16 protein-coding genes and 1 pseudogene are annotated in these 16,513 nt (G+C 65.1%); 12 read left to right on the top strand and 5 right to left on the bottom strand.

Going from position 1 to position 16,513, the window contains the following annotated elements:
* Positions 1-11: 11 nt before the first annotated feature.
* From JMY28_RS19190 to JMY28_RS19175, 4 genes and pseudogenes are all read right to left on the bottom strand, one after another.
* Entirely contained in the window at positions 12-275 is a 264-nt protein-coding gene (locus JMY28_RS19190) for a helix-turn-helix domain-containing protein (protein ID WP_201697550.1), read from the bottom strand.
* 6 nt (positions 276-281) lie between these two features.
* On the bottom strand, positions 282-1,226 hold the full coding sequence (ppk2, locus tag JMY28_RS19185) for a polyphosphate kinase 2 (protein ID WP_201697549.1): 945 nt from the start codon (positions 1,224-1,226) through the stop codon (positions 282-284).
* A gap of 110 nt (positions 1,227-1,336) precedes the next feature.
* Positions 1,337-1,717, bottom strand: coding sequence for a VOC family protein (locus JMY28_RS19180; RefSeq protein WP_201697475.1), 381 nt, complete (start codon positions 1,715-1,717; stop codon positions 1,337-1,339).
* 240 nt (positions 1,718-1,957) lie between these two features.
* Positions 1,958-2,653 (bottom strand): annotated as a pseudogene (locus JMY28_RS19175) (FadR/GntR family transcriptional regulator); the annotation flags it as partial.
* A 177-nt stretch (positions 2,654-2,830) separates the two neighbouring features.
* Between JMY28_RS19175 and JMY28_RS19170 the strand changes: the two are divergent.
* From JMY28_RS19170 to JMY28_RS19115, 12 genes are all read left to right on the top strand, one after another.
* Entirely contained in the window at positions 2,831-3,622 is a 792-nt protein-coding gene (locus JMY28_RS19170; protein WP_201697473.1) for a (Fe-S)-binding protein, read from the top strand.
* 11 nt (positions 3,623-3,633) lie between these two features.
* Positions 3,634-4,353, top strand: a complete 720-nt coding sequence (locus tag JMY28_RS19165) for a LutC/YkgG family protein (protein ID WP_201697548.1) — start codon at positions 3,634-3,636, stop codon at positions 4,351-4,353.
* A complete protein-coding gene (locus JMY28_RS19160) occupies positions 4,350-5,816 on the top strand; it encodes a LutB/LldF family L-lactate oxidation iron-sulfur protein (RefSeq protein WP_201697472.1) in 1,467 nt (488 codons plus the stop codon). The genes JMY28_RS19165 and JMY28_RS19160 overlap by 4 nt, the downstream gene beginning before the upstream one ends.
* A gap of 92 nt (positions 5,817-5,908) precedes the next feature.
* Positions 5,909-7,618 carry a lactate permease LctP family transporter gene (locus JMY28_RS19155; protein WP_201697471.1) on the top strand — a complete coding sequence of 570 codons (1,710 nt, stop codon included), beginning with the start codon at positions 5,909-5,911 and terminating at the stop codon, positions 7,616-7,618.
* A 181-nt stretch (positions 7,619-7,799) separates the two neighbouring features.
* A complete protein-coding gene (locus JMY28_RS19150) occupies positions 7,800-8,273 on the top strand; it encodes a carboxypeptidase regulatory-like domain-containing protein (protein WP_236596931.1) in 474 nt (157 codons plus the stop codon).
* Positions 8,274-8,450: 177 nt separating this feature from the next.
* On the top strand, positions 8,451-11,252 hold the full coding sequence (locus tag JMY28_RS19145) for a monovalent cation/H+ antiporter subunit A (RefSeq protein WP_201697470.1): 2,802 nt from the start codon (positions 8,451-8,453) through the stop codon (positions 11,250-11,252).
* Positions 11,252-11,605, top strand: coding sequence for a Na+/H+ antiporter subunit C (locus tag JMY28_RS19140; protein WP_201697469.1), 354 nt, complete (start codon positions 11,252-11,254; stop codon positions 11,603-11,605). Before JMY28_RS19145 ends, JMY28_RS19140 begins: the two co-directional genes overlap by 1 nt.
* A complete protein-coding gene (locus tag JMY28_RS19135; protein WP_201697468.1) occupies positions 11,602-13,266 on the top strand; it encodes a monovalent cation/H+ antiporter subunit D in 1,665 nt (554 codons plus the stop codon). The genes JMY28_RS19140 and JMY28_RS19135 overlap by 4 nt, the downstream gene beginning before the upstream one ends.
* A gap of 1 nt (position 13,267) precedes the next feature.
* Positions 13,268-13,762 (top strand): Na+/H+ antiporter subunit E, encoded by a 495-nt coding sequence (locus JMY28_RS19130; RefSeq protein WP_201697467.1) that lies wholly within the window; start codon positions 13,268-13,270, stop codon positions 13,760-13,762.
* Positions 13,756-14,031 (top strand): K+/H+ antiporter subunit F, encoded by a 276-nt coding sequence (locus JMY28_RS19125; protein WP_069261755.1) that lies wholly within the window; start codon positions 13,756-13,758, stop codon positions 14,029-14,031. The genes JMY28_RS19130 and JMY28_RS19125 overlap by 7 nt, the downstream gene beginning before the upstream one ends.
* A 12-nt stretch (positions 14,032-14,043) precedes the next feature.
* Positions 14,044-14,442, top strand: coding sequence for a Na+/H+ antiporter subunit G (locus JMY28_RS19120; RefSeq protein ID WP_201697466.1), 399 nt, complete (start codon positions 14,044-14,046; stop codon positions 14,440-14,442).
* Between the two features lie 291 nt (positions 14,443-14,733).
* Positions 14,734-15,525, top strand: coding sequence for a DUF4397 domain-containing protein (locus tag JMY28_RS19115; RefSeq protein ID WP_201697465.1), 792 nt, complete (start codon positions 14,734-14,736; stop codon positions 15,523-15,525).
* Positions 15,526-15,586: 61 nt separating this feature from the next.
* On the opposite strand, the gene JMY28_RS19110 is transcribed toward JMY28_RS19115, so the two are convergent.
* A complete protein-coding gene (locus JMY28_RS19110) occupies positions 15,587-16,495 on the bottom strand; it encodes a LysR family transcriptional regulator (protein WP_201697464.1) in 909 nt (302 codons plus the stop codon).
* Positions 16,496-16,513 lie beyond the last annotated feature (18 nt).

Genomic DNA, 16,513 nt, shown 5'->3' with positions numbered 1-16,513 from the left:
AATGTCTGGATTCAGACGATCGAGATTTTCAGCGTCTTGCCGCACGCCTGCGCGTATTTGCGCAATGTGTCGATAGAAGGCGAGTGCTCGCCTGATGCCAGCGCCCGTTCGAGACGCGTAATTGCCGGCGCTTTCGTGCCCATGCGCTCGGCGACCTGCGCCTGACTCAGTCCTGCTTTATGGCGGGCAGCCAACATCTGATCGAGCAGCGCAAACTCCTCCCGATTCAACCGGTCGTATTCCGCCCGCGCCTCGGGATCAGCGAGGACTCGGATAGCTCGTCAATAAATCTCCGGAATGATGATGTCCTCTGGCACCGGCTGTCGAATGTAATCCGGATGATGCACACGCGCAGGCAGCGTGACGTGCGGATGCTCGATTTCCTGATACGGCACCTGGCTCAGCAAATGGTGGATGCAGTTCAGGCGCGCGCGCTTTTTGTCCACGCCCTGCACCACCCACCACGGCGCCTCGGGGATGTGCGAGCGCTGCAGCATCACTTCTTTCACGTGCGTGTAAGCCTCCCAGCGGCGGCGGCTTTCGAGGTCCATCGGCGAGAGCTTCCACTGTTTGAGCGGATCTTCGATACGGCTCTGGAAGCGCACTTCCTGTTCGTCGTCGGTGATCGAGAACCAGTACTTGACGATCTGGATGCCGCTCCTCACGAGCATCTTTTCGAACTCGGGCACCGAGCGGAAGAATTCTTCGTATTCGTCGTCGGTGCAGAAGTTCATCACGCGCTCCACACCCGCGCGGTTGTACCAACTGCGGTCGAACAGCACCATCTCGCCGCCCGCCGGCAAATGCTGCACGTAGCGCTGGAAATACCATTGCGTGCGCTCGCGGTTGTTCGGCGCGGGCAACGCGGCTACACGGCACATGCGCGGGTTCAGGCGCTGCGTGATGCGCTTGATGACGCCGCCCTTGCCCGCCGCGTCACGCCCCTCGAAGATCACGACGAGCCGGTGCCCCGTGCTCACGATCCAGTCCTGCAGCTTCACGAGTTCGCCCTGCAGGCGGATCAGCTCGCGGAAATAGACGCGGCGCAGCGCGCGCGCCTCGTCGCTGATCTGCAGGCCGCTTTCCTGCAACCGGTCGTCGACTTCCATTTCGAGCTCTTCGTCGTAGGCGTCGATGAGCTCTTCATCCAGACGCCGGCGGCGATGCCGTTCGGCTTCCTGCAGTTCGGCTTCCTGCGGCTCCGCATCCCTTTGTTCGGTGTCCATCGTGCGGTCGAATTCATTCATGGCGACTCTCTCCTTGGTCGATATGCTGGCAACTCGCGCCACTATCGGCGCAGCGAGTGTCACGAATATTTCAAATGCATGGCTGCGGCTCAAGTGAGCGGCTTTGCGAAGCTCAGCTCGTGGCCGTCCGGATCGACGAGATGGAAATAGCGCTCGCCCCACGGCGCGTCGCGCGGCGCGAATTCGGGCTTCGCGCCGGCCGCGAGTGCGTGGGCGTAGAACGCGTCTACGTCGGCGACGTAAAGGATCACGCGGCCCCACCCGCTCACCGCGCCGTGCGGCCCCTCCAGCAGATTCAGATAGCAGACGCCCGCCGCACCGCCCAGCTCGAACGATGCGAAGCCAGGTATTGCGGGCCCGGCTTTCTGCACGAAGCCCAGCGCCTCATAAAAGGGCACCGACCGCGCAATATCGCTGACGGTCAGCGTCACGGCGCTCAATGCCACGATTTGCGCGGTGCGCTCGTCCATCGGTTCCTCCAGCTCTTGTGGCTATGCACTGCGCGCGGCCCGTGATGGGGTTCATCGATCCGATCAACCGACTTTAGCAGCGTTCGCCCGCCTCGCGCGAGCCGCTGGCTTTTGTTCCACGCTGCCCGGCGCCTTGCGAGCGGTTTTGCGCAGGATCTTACCCGCCTGCGCGGCCACCGGTGCGGCGCGCACAACATCGTCACCGGTTGGACCACTTTCCGGCCAGCCGATCTCGTCTCCCACCCGCGTGCGCACGAAGTCGATGTGCGTCTGCATCGCCGTGCGGGCCTCCTCGGGACGCCGCGCGACGATCGCATCGCAAAGCGTTCGATGCTGCAGCAGCAACTGATCCGGCGCGTCCTCGTTCTGCACGCGCAGCCCCGTGCCGTTGATCGTAATGTGCTCGCGCAGCACGCCCAGCACGCTCGTATGCAGATGCAGGAACATCGCGTTGTGGGACGCCTGAGCGATCACTTCGTGCAGCTTCGCGTCGGTGTCGGCCTCCGCGGCCTTGTCGTCCACTTCGCGCGTGCGCTCCAGTTCCTGCATCAGCGCGCGAATGCGCGCGAGGTCCTCGTCGCTCGCGCGCAGCGCCGCGAAATACGCTGTCGCCCCTTCAAGCACACGGCGAAACTCGAGGATGTCTTCGCGCAAGGCCGGATGATCGGCCACGAGTTGCCCCCAAGGCGACGCAAAGCCCGTGCGCAGCTGGTCGGTGACGAACACGCCCGCTCCCGGCCTGCTTTGCACGAGGCCGCGCGCGGCCAGGCGCTGGATCGCCTCGCGCACCGTGTTGCGCGCCACGTCGTATTCCAGCGCGAGCACACGCTCGGATGGCAGCTTCGCTCCCGCGCGCCAGGTGCCGTCAAGCAGCGACGTCTCCATCTGACGCATCACGGTTTCCACACGTCCGCGCGTCCCTGCCCTGTCCCTCATAGCCATCCCCGCGCCATCCCGAGTCTCGTTGTCGCTTGCAGCGGGTGGTCCAACCAGTTTGAACCGTTCGCCCGAAGCGGGAATTATGCGCCCAAACCCGCGCTTGTCTTCAACCTCCACGGCCATCCGGGCCAGCGGGGGCCGAACGCGAAAGCGCGCCAAGACACCGAGCGAGACATGAAGCCACGGCAATACCCCACCGAGCGCCCCACCGACGTCTATTTGTTCGCCACCTGCCTCGTCGACCTGTTCGTGCCGCAAGCCGGCCTCGACGCGGTGAAGCTGCTCGAACGCGAGGGCCTCACGGTCCACTTCCCGCGCAGCCAGAGTTGCTGCGGCCAGCCCGCGTATAGCAGCGGCAACCCGCGCCAGGCGCGCGAGGTCGCGCTCGCGCAGCTCGGCCTCTTCGACAAGCCGTGGCCCGTGATCGTGCCTTCGGGTTCGTGCGCGGGCATGATGCGCCACCACTGGCCCGCGCTGTTCGACGACGATGCCGCGAACGCCGCGCGCGCCCAGGGACTCTCGGAGCGCGTGTACGAACTCACGGAATTCCTCGTGCGCGTGCTGAACGTCGATTTCAATGCGTACGCAGCGAAGGGGTCCGTCCAGCAGCCCGAAGAGCGTGTCGTGCTGCATACCTCATGCGGCGCGCGGCGCGAGATGGGTACGCGCGTGCACGGTGTCGAAGTCGTCGATGCGCTGCCGGGCGTCACGCGCATCGACCACGAGCGCGAATCGGAATGCTGCGGCTTTGGCGGCACGTTCTCGCTGAAGCACCCCGACATTTCCGGCGCGATGGTCGCCGACAAGATCGCCTCGGCCTGCGCCACGGGCTGCGAGCGCCTCGTTTCAGCCGACTGCGGGTGCCTGCTCAACATCGGCCACGCGGCGGCGCACAAGGGCGCGCCGCTCGCCGTGGAGCACCTGGCCTCCTTCCTCTGGCGCCGTACCGGCGGGGAGGCCGCATGAGCGTCGATTCGATGAGCGCGCGTACGCGCATGCTGGAACGCCTGCGCGGCCATGCCCCTGCCGCGCCCGCCACGACGGTCGAAGCGCTCGATGCCCGCATCGACGCGCATTTCGCCGAGCGCCGGGCACACGCGCCGCTTGCACTGAACGACCGCATCGCGCAGTTCCGGAGCATGCTCGAAGCCGCGCACGCCGAGGTGATCTGCGCGAGCACCGCAACGTGGGCCGCCGATCTCGCCAGGCGGCTGGCCGCAGCCGGCGTGCGCAACCTGCTGCTCGACAGCACATGCGCCGAAGGGCAAGCGCTCATGGCAGCGCTCCCGGCCGCCGTACAGGCGCGCAGCTATGCGCAGCCGATCGAGCAGTGGAAGAGCGAACTCTTCGACACTATCGACGCTGGCTTTACGGTCGCGCGCTCGGGTCTCGCGGCGACGGGGACGCTCGTGGTCGTGCCCGACGCGAACGCGCCGCGCACGGTCTCGCTCGTGCCGCCGCTGCACGTGGCGCTGATCCACGCGTGCACCCTGCACGCCGACCTGCACGCCGCCGTGGCCGCGGAGCGCTGGCGTGATGGCATGCCCACCAATCTCGTGATGATTTCGGGCCCTTCCAAGACCTCGGACATTCAGCAGACCACCGCGTATGGCGCGCACGGCCCGCGCGCGCTGTGGGTCGTTGTCGTGACTGATGAGGATCACGAAACGAGTGCGCAGCACGGAGACGCCCAATGAGCACGGCCACGCAGACACCCCAGGAAAACACGCTCCACTTCGTCCCGAGCGCGGAATTCCGCCAGCGCGCACGCACGGCGCTCGACGACCCGCAGTTGCGCAAGAGCTTTCGCGGCGCGATGGACTTCCTGCAAGGCAAGCGCGCTGCGCAGTTCCCCGAGGCGGACGAACTCGAAGCCCTGCGCGATCTCGGCGAAGCCGTGCGCCAGCACGCGCTCTCGCGCCTGCCGGAATTGCTCGAGCAACTGGAAGCGAAACTGCGCGCGAACGGCATTCAGGTGCATTGGGCCGAGACCGCCGACGAAGCCAACCGCATCGTCCACGCTATCGCGCAGCGGCACGCGGCTACGCGAGTGATCAAGGGAAAGTCGATGGCGAGCGAGGAAATCGAGCTCAACCATTACCTTGCGGCACGCGGGGTCGACTGCATCGAATCGGACATGGGCGAGTACATCGTGCAGCTCGCGGGCGAGAAACCTTCGCACATCGTGATGCCCGCGATCCACAAAACGAAGGGCGACATCGGGCACTTGTTCGAAGCGCACATTCCCGATACGCCCTTTACCGAGGACGTGGACACGCTCATTCAAACGGGCCGCCGCGCGCTGCGCCGCGCCTTCGTGGATGCGCAGATCGGCCTCTCCGGCGTGAACTTCGCCGCCGCCGACACGGGCACACTCTGGCTCGTGGAAAACGAAGGCAACGGCCGCCTGTCCACCACGGTGCCCGACGTGCATATCGCGATCATGGGCATGGAGAAGGTGGTGGCGAAGCTCGAGCACATCGTGCCGCTTTCGAGCCTGCTCACGCGATCCGCCACAGGCCAGCCCATCACGACGTATTTCAACCTGATCAGCAGCCCGCGCCGCGAAGGCGAGAAAGACGGCCCGCGCGAAGTGCATCTCGTGCTGCTCGACAACGGCCGCAGCCAGGCTTACGCCGACGAGCAATTGCGCGCCACGTTGCAATGCATTCGCTGCGGCGCGTGCATGAACCACTGCCCGGTGTACACGCGCATCGGCGGGCATGCGTATGGCACGACGTACCCAGGGCCGATCGGCAAGATCATTTCTCCGCATCTGCTCGGTCTCGACGCGACCGCCGAGCTGCCCACGGCTTCCAGCCTGTGCGGCGCGTGTGGCGAAGTCTGCCCGGTGCGCATTCCGATTCCGCAACTGCTCGTGCGCCTGCGCACCGAAGCGAACCGCGACCCCGAGGAAAACGTCGCCCATCCACTGCGCGGCCAGGGCGCGAATCACAGCAGAAGCGAGCAATTCATCTGGCGCTTCTGGAGCGGCGCATTCGCGCATCCGCGTGCGTACCGCGCGCTGCGCTGGGCCGTGACGCGGCTGCGTGGGCTCGCGCCCTCGCAGCAAATGGGCTGGACCCAGCATCGCACGCCGCTCAAGCCCGCACCGCGCAGCCTGCACGACCTGCTGCGCGAACGCGGTCAGCCGCAATAGCGCTCATGTCGTCAGGCATGCGAAATAACTCGCAAAAGCGTGTCTGACGAATTTACAAAAATTTTCTAACCGCATCATCGGAGGAGACCGTAGTGCAACCCTGGTATCAGATCTACACACCGCTCGGCAGTTTGTGGCTATCCGCGCTCGTCGCCGCCATTCCCATTCTGTTCTTCTTCGTCGCGCTCGCCGGCCTGCGCATGAAAGGCCACGTCGCCGCCGCGATCACCCTACTGCTCGCGCTCGCCGTGGCGATCTTCGAGTACGGCATGCCCGTGCGCCAGGCGCTCGTTTCCGCGGGCTTCGGCTTTGCCTACGGCATCTGGCCGATCGCGTGGATCATCGTCACCGCGGTATTCCTCTACAAGATCGTCGTGAAGACGGGGCAATTCGAAATCATCCGCGCCTCGGTGCTCTCGATCACCGACGACCAGCGCCTGCAACTGCTGCTGATCGGCTTCTCGTTCGGCGCATTCCTCGAAGGCGCGGCGGGCTTCGGCGCACCGGTGGCGATCACCTCGGCACTGCTCGTCGGCCTCGGTTTCGAGCCGCTCTACGCCGCGGGTCTGTGCCTCATCGCCAATACCGCGCCGGTCGCGTTCGGCGCGATGGGCATCCCCATCATCGTCGCGGGCCAGGTAACGGGCATCGATCCGTTCCTGATCGGCGCGATGGCCGGCCGCCAGTTGCCGCTGCTCTCGCTGTTCGTGCCGTTCTGGCTTGTCTTCATCATGGACGGCAAGCGCGGCGTGAAGGAAACATGGCCTGCCGCGCTCGTGGCAGGCGGCAGCTTCGCTGTTACGCAGTACTTCACGTCGAACCACATTGGGCCTGAACTGCCGGACATCACCTCTGCGCTCGTAAGTCTCGTTGCGCTCGCCGCGTTTCTCAATGTGTGGCAGCCGCGTCGGGCAACGCAGGGCACAAGCGTAAAGGTGAGTGGCGGTGCAGCTACGCTGGGCGGTTTTGGCGGCGGCGCAGGTGGTTCAAACGCGGCCGCTTCGAGCCGCAAGGCTTCGCCGTATGGCATCGCGCAAACCGTGCGCGCGTGGTCGCCGTTCATTCTGCTCACGGCCATCGTGACTGTGTGGAGCGTAAAGCCGTTCAAGGCGCTCTTCGTGGCGAAGGGTCCGCTCGCGGGCACGATTCTGAGCCTGCACGTGCCGGGTCTCGATCAACTCGTCGTGCGCACGGCGCCGATCGTCGCCTCGCCCAAGCCCTATGAGGCCGTATTCAAGCTCGACTGGCTCTCCGCCGTGGGCACCGCGATCATGATCACGGCAATCCTTTCCGCAATCCTGCTGCGCATGAAGCCGCGCGCCGCCGTGGCCGCGTTCTTCGAGACGCTCGGCGAACTGCGCCGCCCCGTGCTTTCCATCGGCCTCGTGCTCGCCTTCGCGTTCGTCGCAAACTACTCGGGGATGTCGTCCACGCTCGCCCTCGCGCTTGCGGGCACCGGCGCCGCGTTCCCGTTCTTCTCGCCGTTCCTCGGCTGGCTCGGCGTGTTTCTCACGGGCTCCGATACGTCGTCGAACGCGCTGTTCTGCTCGCTGCAGCACACCACGGCGCATCAGATCAACGTGTCGGACACGCTGCTCGTCGCGGCCAACACCTCGGGCGGCGTAAGCGGCAAGATGATCTCGCCGCAATCGATCGCGGTGGCCTGCGCGGCAACGGGTCTCGTCGGCAAGGAGTCGTCGCTGTTCCGCTTCACTCTGCGTCACAGCCTGTTCTTCGCCGCTGTGGTGGGCGTGGTGACACTGATTCAGGCCTATGTGCTGACGGGCATGATTCCGCAGTGATTGCGCAGTCGCGGTCGCAACGCGCCGCGATGAAGTCATGAAGTCATGAAGGCCGTTTCCCGCCGCGCGCGGGCAACGGCCTTCTTTGCATCCACGCGCGAAAAGCACCGGCTTTAAGCGGTTTTTAAGCCGGCCTGCCTACGCTCGATTCGTCCGGTCAACGAATCGATGGAGGTGGAAAATGAAAGCACGCTCAACTCCGTGCATTGGCGCGGCGCTCGCGCTCGCCGTGATGTTCGGCGCGCCGGCCGCGTGGGCGGCAACCCCGGCAGCAGCCAATGCAGATGTCACGACCGCGACGGCTGGTGTCCTGCCGGCCGCCCAGCACAAGGGCGACATTGCGTATCTATCCGGCGGCATCGGCAGCGACCAGTCGGCGGCGTTCAAGTCGGCGATGCATCGATATCCGCTCTCACTCGAATTCGCGCGGCAATCGGCCGGCGGCAACGAGTATCTGGCGAACGTACCGGTGAAGATCGCCGACATGCACGGCACGCCGCTCCTTTCCACGCGCACGCGCGGCCCGTTCATGCTCGTTTCGATTCCGGACGGGCACTATGTGATTACCGCGAGTCACGGCGGCAATATCGAGCGGCGCACCGTGGACATCGGCAAAACGACACGCGCTCACGAGACCTTTGTCTGGCCGATGTGAAGATCATCGACGAGCTTGACGAGCCGCCAGGCCAGAGGACCTGACGCACGTTTCTTTCGCATGACACCCCGCGGCCGCATTCATGCCACATGAATGAACTCCGTCCCCGTTTGCGGCTATGATCGTGAACTGCGGCGCGCCGGCTCGGCGCCCTGCCGGATTCACGGGGAGTGTCGAATGGCAATGGGGTGGCTCGTCGTATTACCGTTCGTCGCCGCGGCGCTCGTCGCGTTCGCGAGGCGTCACGCGCCCGCCGCAGCCACGTGGGTCGCCTTCGCAGCCGCGATCTTCGGCCTCGGGCTGCTGGCCAGCGAACGCGTGGGCATGGCCACCCATGGTGTGCTGCACTGGCAAGCCGAGTGGATCCCCCAGCTCGGCCTCGCGTTCGCGCTGCGACTGGACGGCCTCTCGTTCATGTTCGCACTGCTCGTGCTCGCGATCGGCCTGCTCGTTTTCATTTACGCGCGCTACTATCTCGCGGGCAGCGAGTCGCTGCCCCGCCTTTACGCGCTGCTGCTGCTCTTCATGGGCGCGATGCTCGGCGTCGTGCTCTCGGACAACCTGCTGTTGCTCGTGATCTTCTGGGAACTCACGAGCATCGTGTCGTTTCTGCTGATCGGCTTCTGGCCTTCGCGCCCCGAAGCGCGGCGCGGCGCGCGCATGGCGCTTACGATCACGGGCGCGGGCGGTCTGTCGCTATTGGCGGCCGTGCTGCTGCTTGGCCACGTTTGCGGCAGCTATGACCTCGACGTCGTGCTCGCGCATGCGGGCCAGGTGCAGCGCAACCCGCTGTATCCCGCCATTCTCCTGCTCGTTCTTTTCGCGGCCTGCACGAAGTCGGCGCAGTTCCCGTTCCACTTCTGGCTGCCGCATGCCATGTCGGCGCCCACGCCCGTTTCCGCGTACCTGCATTCGGCGACCATGGTGAAGGCGGGCATTTTCCTTATCGCGCGCTTTTACCCCGTGCTCGAAGGCACCGACTGGTTCTTCTACGTGACGAGCCTGATCGGCCTCGTGACGCTCACCGGCGGCGCGGCCATGGCGCTCGTGCAGCGCGATCTCAAGGGGTTGCTCGCGTACTCCACCATCAGCCATCTCGGGCTCATCGTGCTGCTGTTCGGCCTCGACACGCAGCTCTCCACCGTCGCCGCGCTCTTTCACACCTTCAATCACGCAGTATTCAAGGCCTCGCTCTTCATGGCCGCGGGCATCATCGACCATGAAACGGGCACGCGCGATCTCGGCCGCTTGCGCGGCCTGCGCCGCTTCATGCCGCATACCGCCGCGCTAGCCACCGTGGCGTCGCTCGCCATGGCGGGCGTACCGCTCCTCAACGGCTTCCTCTCGAAGGAAATGTTTTTCGGCGAAACGCTTGCGCAAGGACTGCTCGGCGACTTCAACTGGATCATTCCCGGGCTGGCCGTTGTTGCGGCGGGGCTCTCGGTGGCGTACTCGCTGCGCTTCGTGTGGGGCGTGTTCTTCGACGGCGAGACGCCGCACGACCTTCCGCACTACCCGCCGCACGAGCCACCGCGCTTTATGAGGCTGCCCGTCGAGATTCTCGTCGTGATCTGTCTGCTCGTGGGGCTCGTGCCGCAGCAGACCATTGGCAAGATGCTCGAATCGGCGGCGTGGTTCGCACTGGGCGGCGTCGTGCCCACTTACAGCCTGAGCTTGTGGCACGGCATTAACCTGCCGCTACTGATGAGCTGCGTGTCGTTCGCGGGCGGCGCCGTGCTGTTCATCTATCGCCGGGACGCATTCCGCCATCATCGTTCGATGCTTTCCGAAATGAACGCGAGCGAAGGCTTCGACCGGTTCGTGCAGCAACTCGAAAAAGCCGCGGGCTTCGTGGTGAATCTCTTCGAAACGCGTTCGCTGCCGTCGTATCTCGCGTGGATGATCGCGGCGATGCTGATCGTGCCCGGCGCAGCGCTGCTCGCACTGCCGTCGCTGGACGGCGCGTATCGCTCGGCGCCGCTGGACGCGATGACGCTCGTCGGCCTCGTGCTGATGGCGCTGATGGCGGCGGGTGTCGTGCTCGTGCGCGCGAATACGCTCTATGCACTCGTGCTGCTGAGCACCTGCGGGCTGCTCGTCACGCTCGCGTTCGTGCGTTTTTCCGCGCCGGACCTCGCGCTCACGCAGATCTCCGTGGAAGTAGTCACGGTGCTGCTGCTCGTGCTCGCCATCTACTTTCTGCCTGTCGTGCAGCGCGCGGAACAACCTCCCGTCGCGCGGACGCGCAATGCGGTACTCGCACTCGCGGGCGGCGCGCTGATCGGCGGCGTGGCGTATGCGGTGATGACGCGTGCACCCGTCGATGGCGTCGGCCAGTTCTTTCTCGCGAACGCGCTGCCGGGTAGCGGCGGCCACAACGTCGTGAACGTGATCCTCGTGGATTTTCGGGGCTTCGACACGATGGTCGAGATCAGCGTGCTCGTGGTCGCCGGACTCGCCGTGAAGGCGCTGCTGCGCGGCCTGCGCCTGAAGTCGCCCGACACGGGGCCGGGCGGCCTGCCGTGGTCGTCGCAATCGCATCCGCTGCTGCTCGCCATTCTTGCGCGCCTCATGCTGCCGCTTACCGTACTCGTTGCCGTGTTCATCTTTTTGCGCGGCCATAATTTACCGGGCGGCGGCTTCATCGCCTCGCTCGTGATATCCATTGCGCTCCTGCTGCAATACGTGGCGAGCGGTGTGCTGTGGACCGAGTCGCGCATCCGCATCAACTACCGTGCGCTCGCGGGTCTCGGCATTCTCGTTGCGGCCGCAACGGGTGTGGGCGCGATCGTGCTCGGCCAGCCCTTCCTCACTAGCGCGTTCGGCCATCTGCATGTGCCGCTGATCGGCGAAATCGAATTGAGCACGGCCATGCTGTTCGACCTCGGCGTGCTCGGCGCCGTGGTCGGCACGACGCTCACGATCGTCTCGCACCTCGGCGTGCGCGACAAGGACATGCAATCCGTGGAGAAAAGCTGATGGAAGCCGCCTTCGCCATTACGCTCGGTGTGCTCTGCGCGAGCGGCATCTACCTGCTGCTGAGCGCGCGCGTGCTGCCGGTGATACTCGGCATCACGCTCTTCTCCTACGCGATCAACCTGTTCCTGCTCGGCATGGGCCGTCTCTCCACCGGCAAGCCGCCCGTGATCGCGCCGGGCGCCCACTATGCGGACCCCGTGCCGCAGGCGCTCGTGCTGACCGCCATCGTGATCGGCTTCGCCATGACCGCCTTCACGGTCGTGCTCGCGCTGCGCGCGCTCGCGATAGACGGCACCGACCACGTCGACGGCGACAACCCACACCTCAACGGCCTGGAGACGCGCGGCGAATGAACCACGCTCTCATCTTCCCGATCCTCATTCCGCTTTTCGCGGCTGGCGCGATCGTTGCGCTGCCGCTGCGCGCGAAGCGATTGCAGCGTGCGATCAACGTGATCGCCACGCTCGCGCTGCTGCCGATAGCGGTAGCGCTCGCCGAATTCGCGGCGCAGGGGCAGATTGCGAGCTATGCGCTCGGCGCGTGGCCCGCGCCATTCGGCATCGTGCTGCAGATCGACCGGCTCGGCGCGCTCATGCTCGTGCTGACCGCGCTGCTCGCATGCTGCTGCCTGCTCGGCACCACGAGCGCCGACGCGCGGCGCGGGCGCTACTATCGCGCGCTCGTGCAGTTCGAGCTGATGGGCCTGAACGGCGCGTTCCTCGCGGGCGATCTCTTCAACCTGTTCGTATTCTTCGAACTGCTGCTGATCGCCTCCTATGCGCTCCTGCTGCACGGCGGCGGACGCCGCCGCGTGCGCAACGGCCTTCACTACATGCTGCTGAACCTCGTGGGCTCGTCGTTCTTCCTGATCGCGCTGGGCGTGCTCTATGGCCTCACGGGCACGCTCAACATGGCCGACATGGGCGAGCGGCTCGCGCATCTGGACGCCGCGTCGCTGCCGCTCGCGCAGTTCGCGGGCGCGACGCTCATGCTTGTATTCGGCCTCAAGGCTGCCGTGTTCCCCATGTCATTCTGGTTGCCGCAGGCTTATCGCAGTGCAATCGGTCCGGTCGCCGCGCTGTTCGCGATCATGACCAAGGTGGGCATCTACGCGATGCTCCGTTGCGACGCGCTCGTGTTCGGCGCGTCGGGCGGCGTGCTCGACGCGTTCCTGCATCAATGGGCGTGGTGGCTAGCCATCGCGACGATTATTTACGGCGCGCTCGGCGCGCTTGCGGTATCGAGCCTCAAGACCACGACGGGCTTTCTCGTGCTGGTCTCGGTCGGACTGCTGATCGCCGCCGTCACGCTGCAAACCGTACTCGCGTGGAGCGCGCTGCTGTACTACCTCATCAGCACGACGCTATGCACGGGCGCACTGTTCATACTCGCCGATACACTGGAGTCCGAAACAACTGAATCAGCGGCCGCGCCCACTGCACCCGAGACACGCGAGCCCGCCTCGCTCGAATCGCTCGACGACGCCACCGCGCCCGCCATCACACCCGAGGCGGACGGCGAACCGGTCGCATCGCCTTCCAGGGTGGAGGCGCCTGAAAGGCTTCCCGCGCCCTGGCCCTCGAACATCGCCGGTGTGCTTTATCTAGCGGCAGCCGTGGGCGCGGTTGGACTGCCACCGCTCTCGGGCTTTCTCGGCAAGGCCATGGTGCTCGCCGCCACACCGCTTTCGCAAGCCGTCGTGCTCTGGCCCGCCGTACTGATCTCGGGGTTGCTGTCGATCGTCGCCTTGAGCCGCGCGGGCACGCGTCTGCTGTGGGCGATTCCCGCTGCACGGGCCTACGGCAGCGCGCCAACCGCCGCGCCGCGCGGCAGCCGCGCCAAGCTCGCTGCGTGCGCGCTGCTGCTGGCGGGCGTCGTGGCCGCGACGGTCTTTGCGGGCCCGCTCAAACAGTATCTCGACGCCACCGCCGCGCAGTTGCTCGATCGCGAAGCCTACGTTCATGCGATCCTGCCCGCGCAGGCACCGCAAAGGTCGCAGGGCGGAGGAAGCTGACATGCTCAAGAGGCTCTTTCCGCACCCCTGGCTCACGATCGTGCTGCTCATCTGCTGGGTATTGCTGATGAACGACGCAACGCCTGGCAACTTGCTGCTTGGCTTCGTACTCGGCGCCGTCATCGCCTTCGCCGTAGGCGAAGGGCTGTGGCTCACACCCGTGCGCTTCGGCAAACCGTGGCTGCTCGTGCGGCTCTTCGGGCACGTGCTCTACGACATCCTCGTGGCGAATCTCGAAGTCGCGCTGCTCGTGCTCGGCCCGACGCAACGCCTGCGCCCTGCCTTCATCGAGGTGCCGCTCGACAGCACGCACGAAATCGCGCTTTCGGCGCTCATCAGCATCGTCTCGCTGAGTCCCGGCACGCTGTGCGCCGAACTCTCCGACGATCGCACGCGCCTTGTCGTGCACGTGCTCGATCTCGAAGACGAAGACGCGCTCGTCGCGTTGATCAAGTCCCGTTACGAAGCCCCGCTCATGGAGATCTTCGCATGCTAGCCATCGTCATTCCGGTGTCCTTCGCGATCCTCGGGCTCGCGTTCCTGCTCACGCTCGTGCGCCTCGTGCGCGGCCCTTCACTGCCCGACCGACTCGTGGCGCTCGACACGCTGAATATCAATGCGATCGCGCTCATCGTCGTCTACGGCATCATGCTGCGCTCGACGGTTTTCTTCGAAATCGCGCTGCTCATCGCGGTGATGGGGTTCGTGGCGACCGTCGCGTTCACGAAGTACCTGCAGCGCGGCGACATCATCGAACTGAACTAGGGCGAGTTCGTCATGCAAACCGTCATCGAAGCGATTGTCTGTGTACTGCTCCTGCTCGGCAGCGCGTTCACGCTGATCGGCGCGATAGGCCTCGCACGCCTGCCCGACTTCTACATGCGCCTGCACGGACCCACCAAGTCGACCACGCTCGGCGTGGGCGGCGTCGTACTCGCATCCGTCGTCTACTTCAGCGCGCACAACAATTTCGCGAGCCTGCACGAAGTGCTGATTCCGGCGTTCCTATTTCTCACCGCGCCCATCAGCGCACATATGCTCACCAAGGCCGGTATCCAGCAACGCGTTTCGGTTTCATCCGTTACTCGCGGACGACCCGACGCCACCGTCGCCCGTGCAAGCGGCGAGAGTGCGCAAGACGCGGACCCGGACAACAACGCCGCACAGGACTCTTGAATATCGGCGTGGTCTTTCACGCCAGTAAAAGCTGCCATCGAACGTTGCAAAGGTCGCCCGCGTCGAGCTTCACATCGGCGCCCAATCGCATCACGCTCAGCCTCTCCTCATCCCGTTGCACGCGCAATCACCGCGTGGCTCGCCACGCGCGGCACACCAATTGCTGATCGTGCTCGCCCCCAAATGGAACATCGCGTCGCCGTCACGGCTCGCGAACGGGCGCAATAACAATGCGCGGCCGCAATCGAGGCCGTACACCGTGCAGCCTGAATGAAACAGATGAGGTGAACAATGAAGACGATACGCACTTTGCTCGCATTTGCGAGCGCAGCGGCCCTGCTCACGGCATGCGGCGGCGGCAGCAGCAGCAACGATGTCGGCAAGGAAATCGGCGTGCAGAACCCCGAAATCCATTTCGTGCATGCCCTGCCGGGCGGTCCGAACGTCGATTTCCTGGTCAACGGCAGCCCCCTGCAGACGAACATCGCGTACAAGCAGGTGACGAACTTCGCCAACATCAACACCGGCAACACGAACGTCTCGTATGCGAGCACCGGTACGACCACGGCGATCGCGAGCGGCAACTTCCCCGACGTGGCGAAGGGCCACGAGTACACCGTGCTCGCGTTGCCCGCGCTCACGGGCGGCGACATCGGCCTGATCGACGACCCGTTCGACAAGGGCCTGCTTTCCAGCAGCGCACGCCTACGCGCATTCAACGCCACCGTCAACGCGCAGAACCTCGACATTTACATTGTCGCGCCCGGCACGGATATCAACACCGTGCAGCCGACGTTGTCGGCCGTGGGATTCAAGAACGCCGTGCCCGCGAGCGGCCAGGACTCGATCTACATGAACGGTGGCAACTACGTGGCGATCGTGACGACAGCGGGCAGCAAGACGGCGATCTACGAGTCGGCTTCGTTCAACCTCGCGAACAACGCGGACTGGCTCATTACGACGGTGCCGATTTCGGGTACGCTCTCGCAACTCCTGCCGGGGCAGATTCACCTGCTCGTCGCACAGGGCGGCAACACCTCGCAGCCGGCCGTGGAGTACAGCAACACGCTCACGGGCCAATAGTTCGTTGCGCGTGCAACCGGTGCGGCGACTGAAGGGGTGCTCTACATACGATATGCGCCTCTTACGCGTGCTCGCCGCGCCCGGTCTTGCGTGCCTCGGCCAATACGTAATCGATGAATGTGGACGCCGCCCGCGTGTGATGCCGGTTCGGCATGTAGAGCATGTACATGTGCGTGCCGAAAATGCTCAAGCGCCAGGTATCGAGCGACGTGACGGCGGCGCCCTGGCGAATGTCGTCGTGCATCACGTAGTCGGGCACGATTCCTACGCCGAGTCCCGCCAGAATCGACTGCCGCAAAAATAGAAAGTTTTCCGAAATGATCGAAGGCTCGAGCAACACCTCGTGCCGGTCCTCGTTCAGATAGCCCGCAAGGCGCAATTGCCGCCCCACCACCGTTGCCGTGATGACGGGCGCGCGCGCCAGGTCTTCCAGCGTTTGCGGCATGCCGTGCCTTTCAGCCCACTCTGTACATGCGCACGCGATGTACTTCACCGGGCCCATGTCGCGCGCCACGAGATTCTGCGGCGGCTCGTGCATCACGCGCACGGCAATATCCACTTCGTCGCGCAGCAGGTCTTCCACGCGATTTTCGAACATCACGTCGAGCACGATGCCGGGGTACATGCGCTTGAACTGGATGAGCCAGTCCGACATGACGAGTTGCCCGTAGCCGCTCGGCACCGAAAGCCGCACGCGCCCCTGCAAGCTCTGGCCGAGGGTGGAGACCGACTCGCGCGCGGCGAGCAGCGCCTTCTGGATCGCGCGGCCGTGCTCGTAAAGCTTCAGGCCGATTTCAGTCGGTTCGACACGGCGCGTGGTGCGGCGCACGAGTTGCAGGCCGATCGACTTCTCCAGATGGTTGAGGTGGTAGCTGACGTTCGCGCGGCTCATCTTGAGCCGGCGCGCCGCTTCGCTCAGGTTGCCCGCGTCGAGAATCTCGACGAGCAGGGTCAGCGCATTGACGTCCATGGCACTTCCACTGTCAAA

This window comes from Paraburkholderia hiiakae (genome assembly GCF_904848665.1).
In the GTDB taxonomy this organism is placed as follows: Bacteria; Pseudomonadota; Gammaproteobacteria; order Burkholderiales; family Burkholderiaceae; genus Paraburkholderia; species Paraburkholderia hiiakae.
Note: the sequence above shows the minus strand (reverse complement) of the source record. Positions and strands in the feature narration are given on the sequence as shown.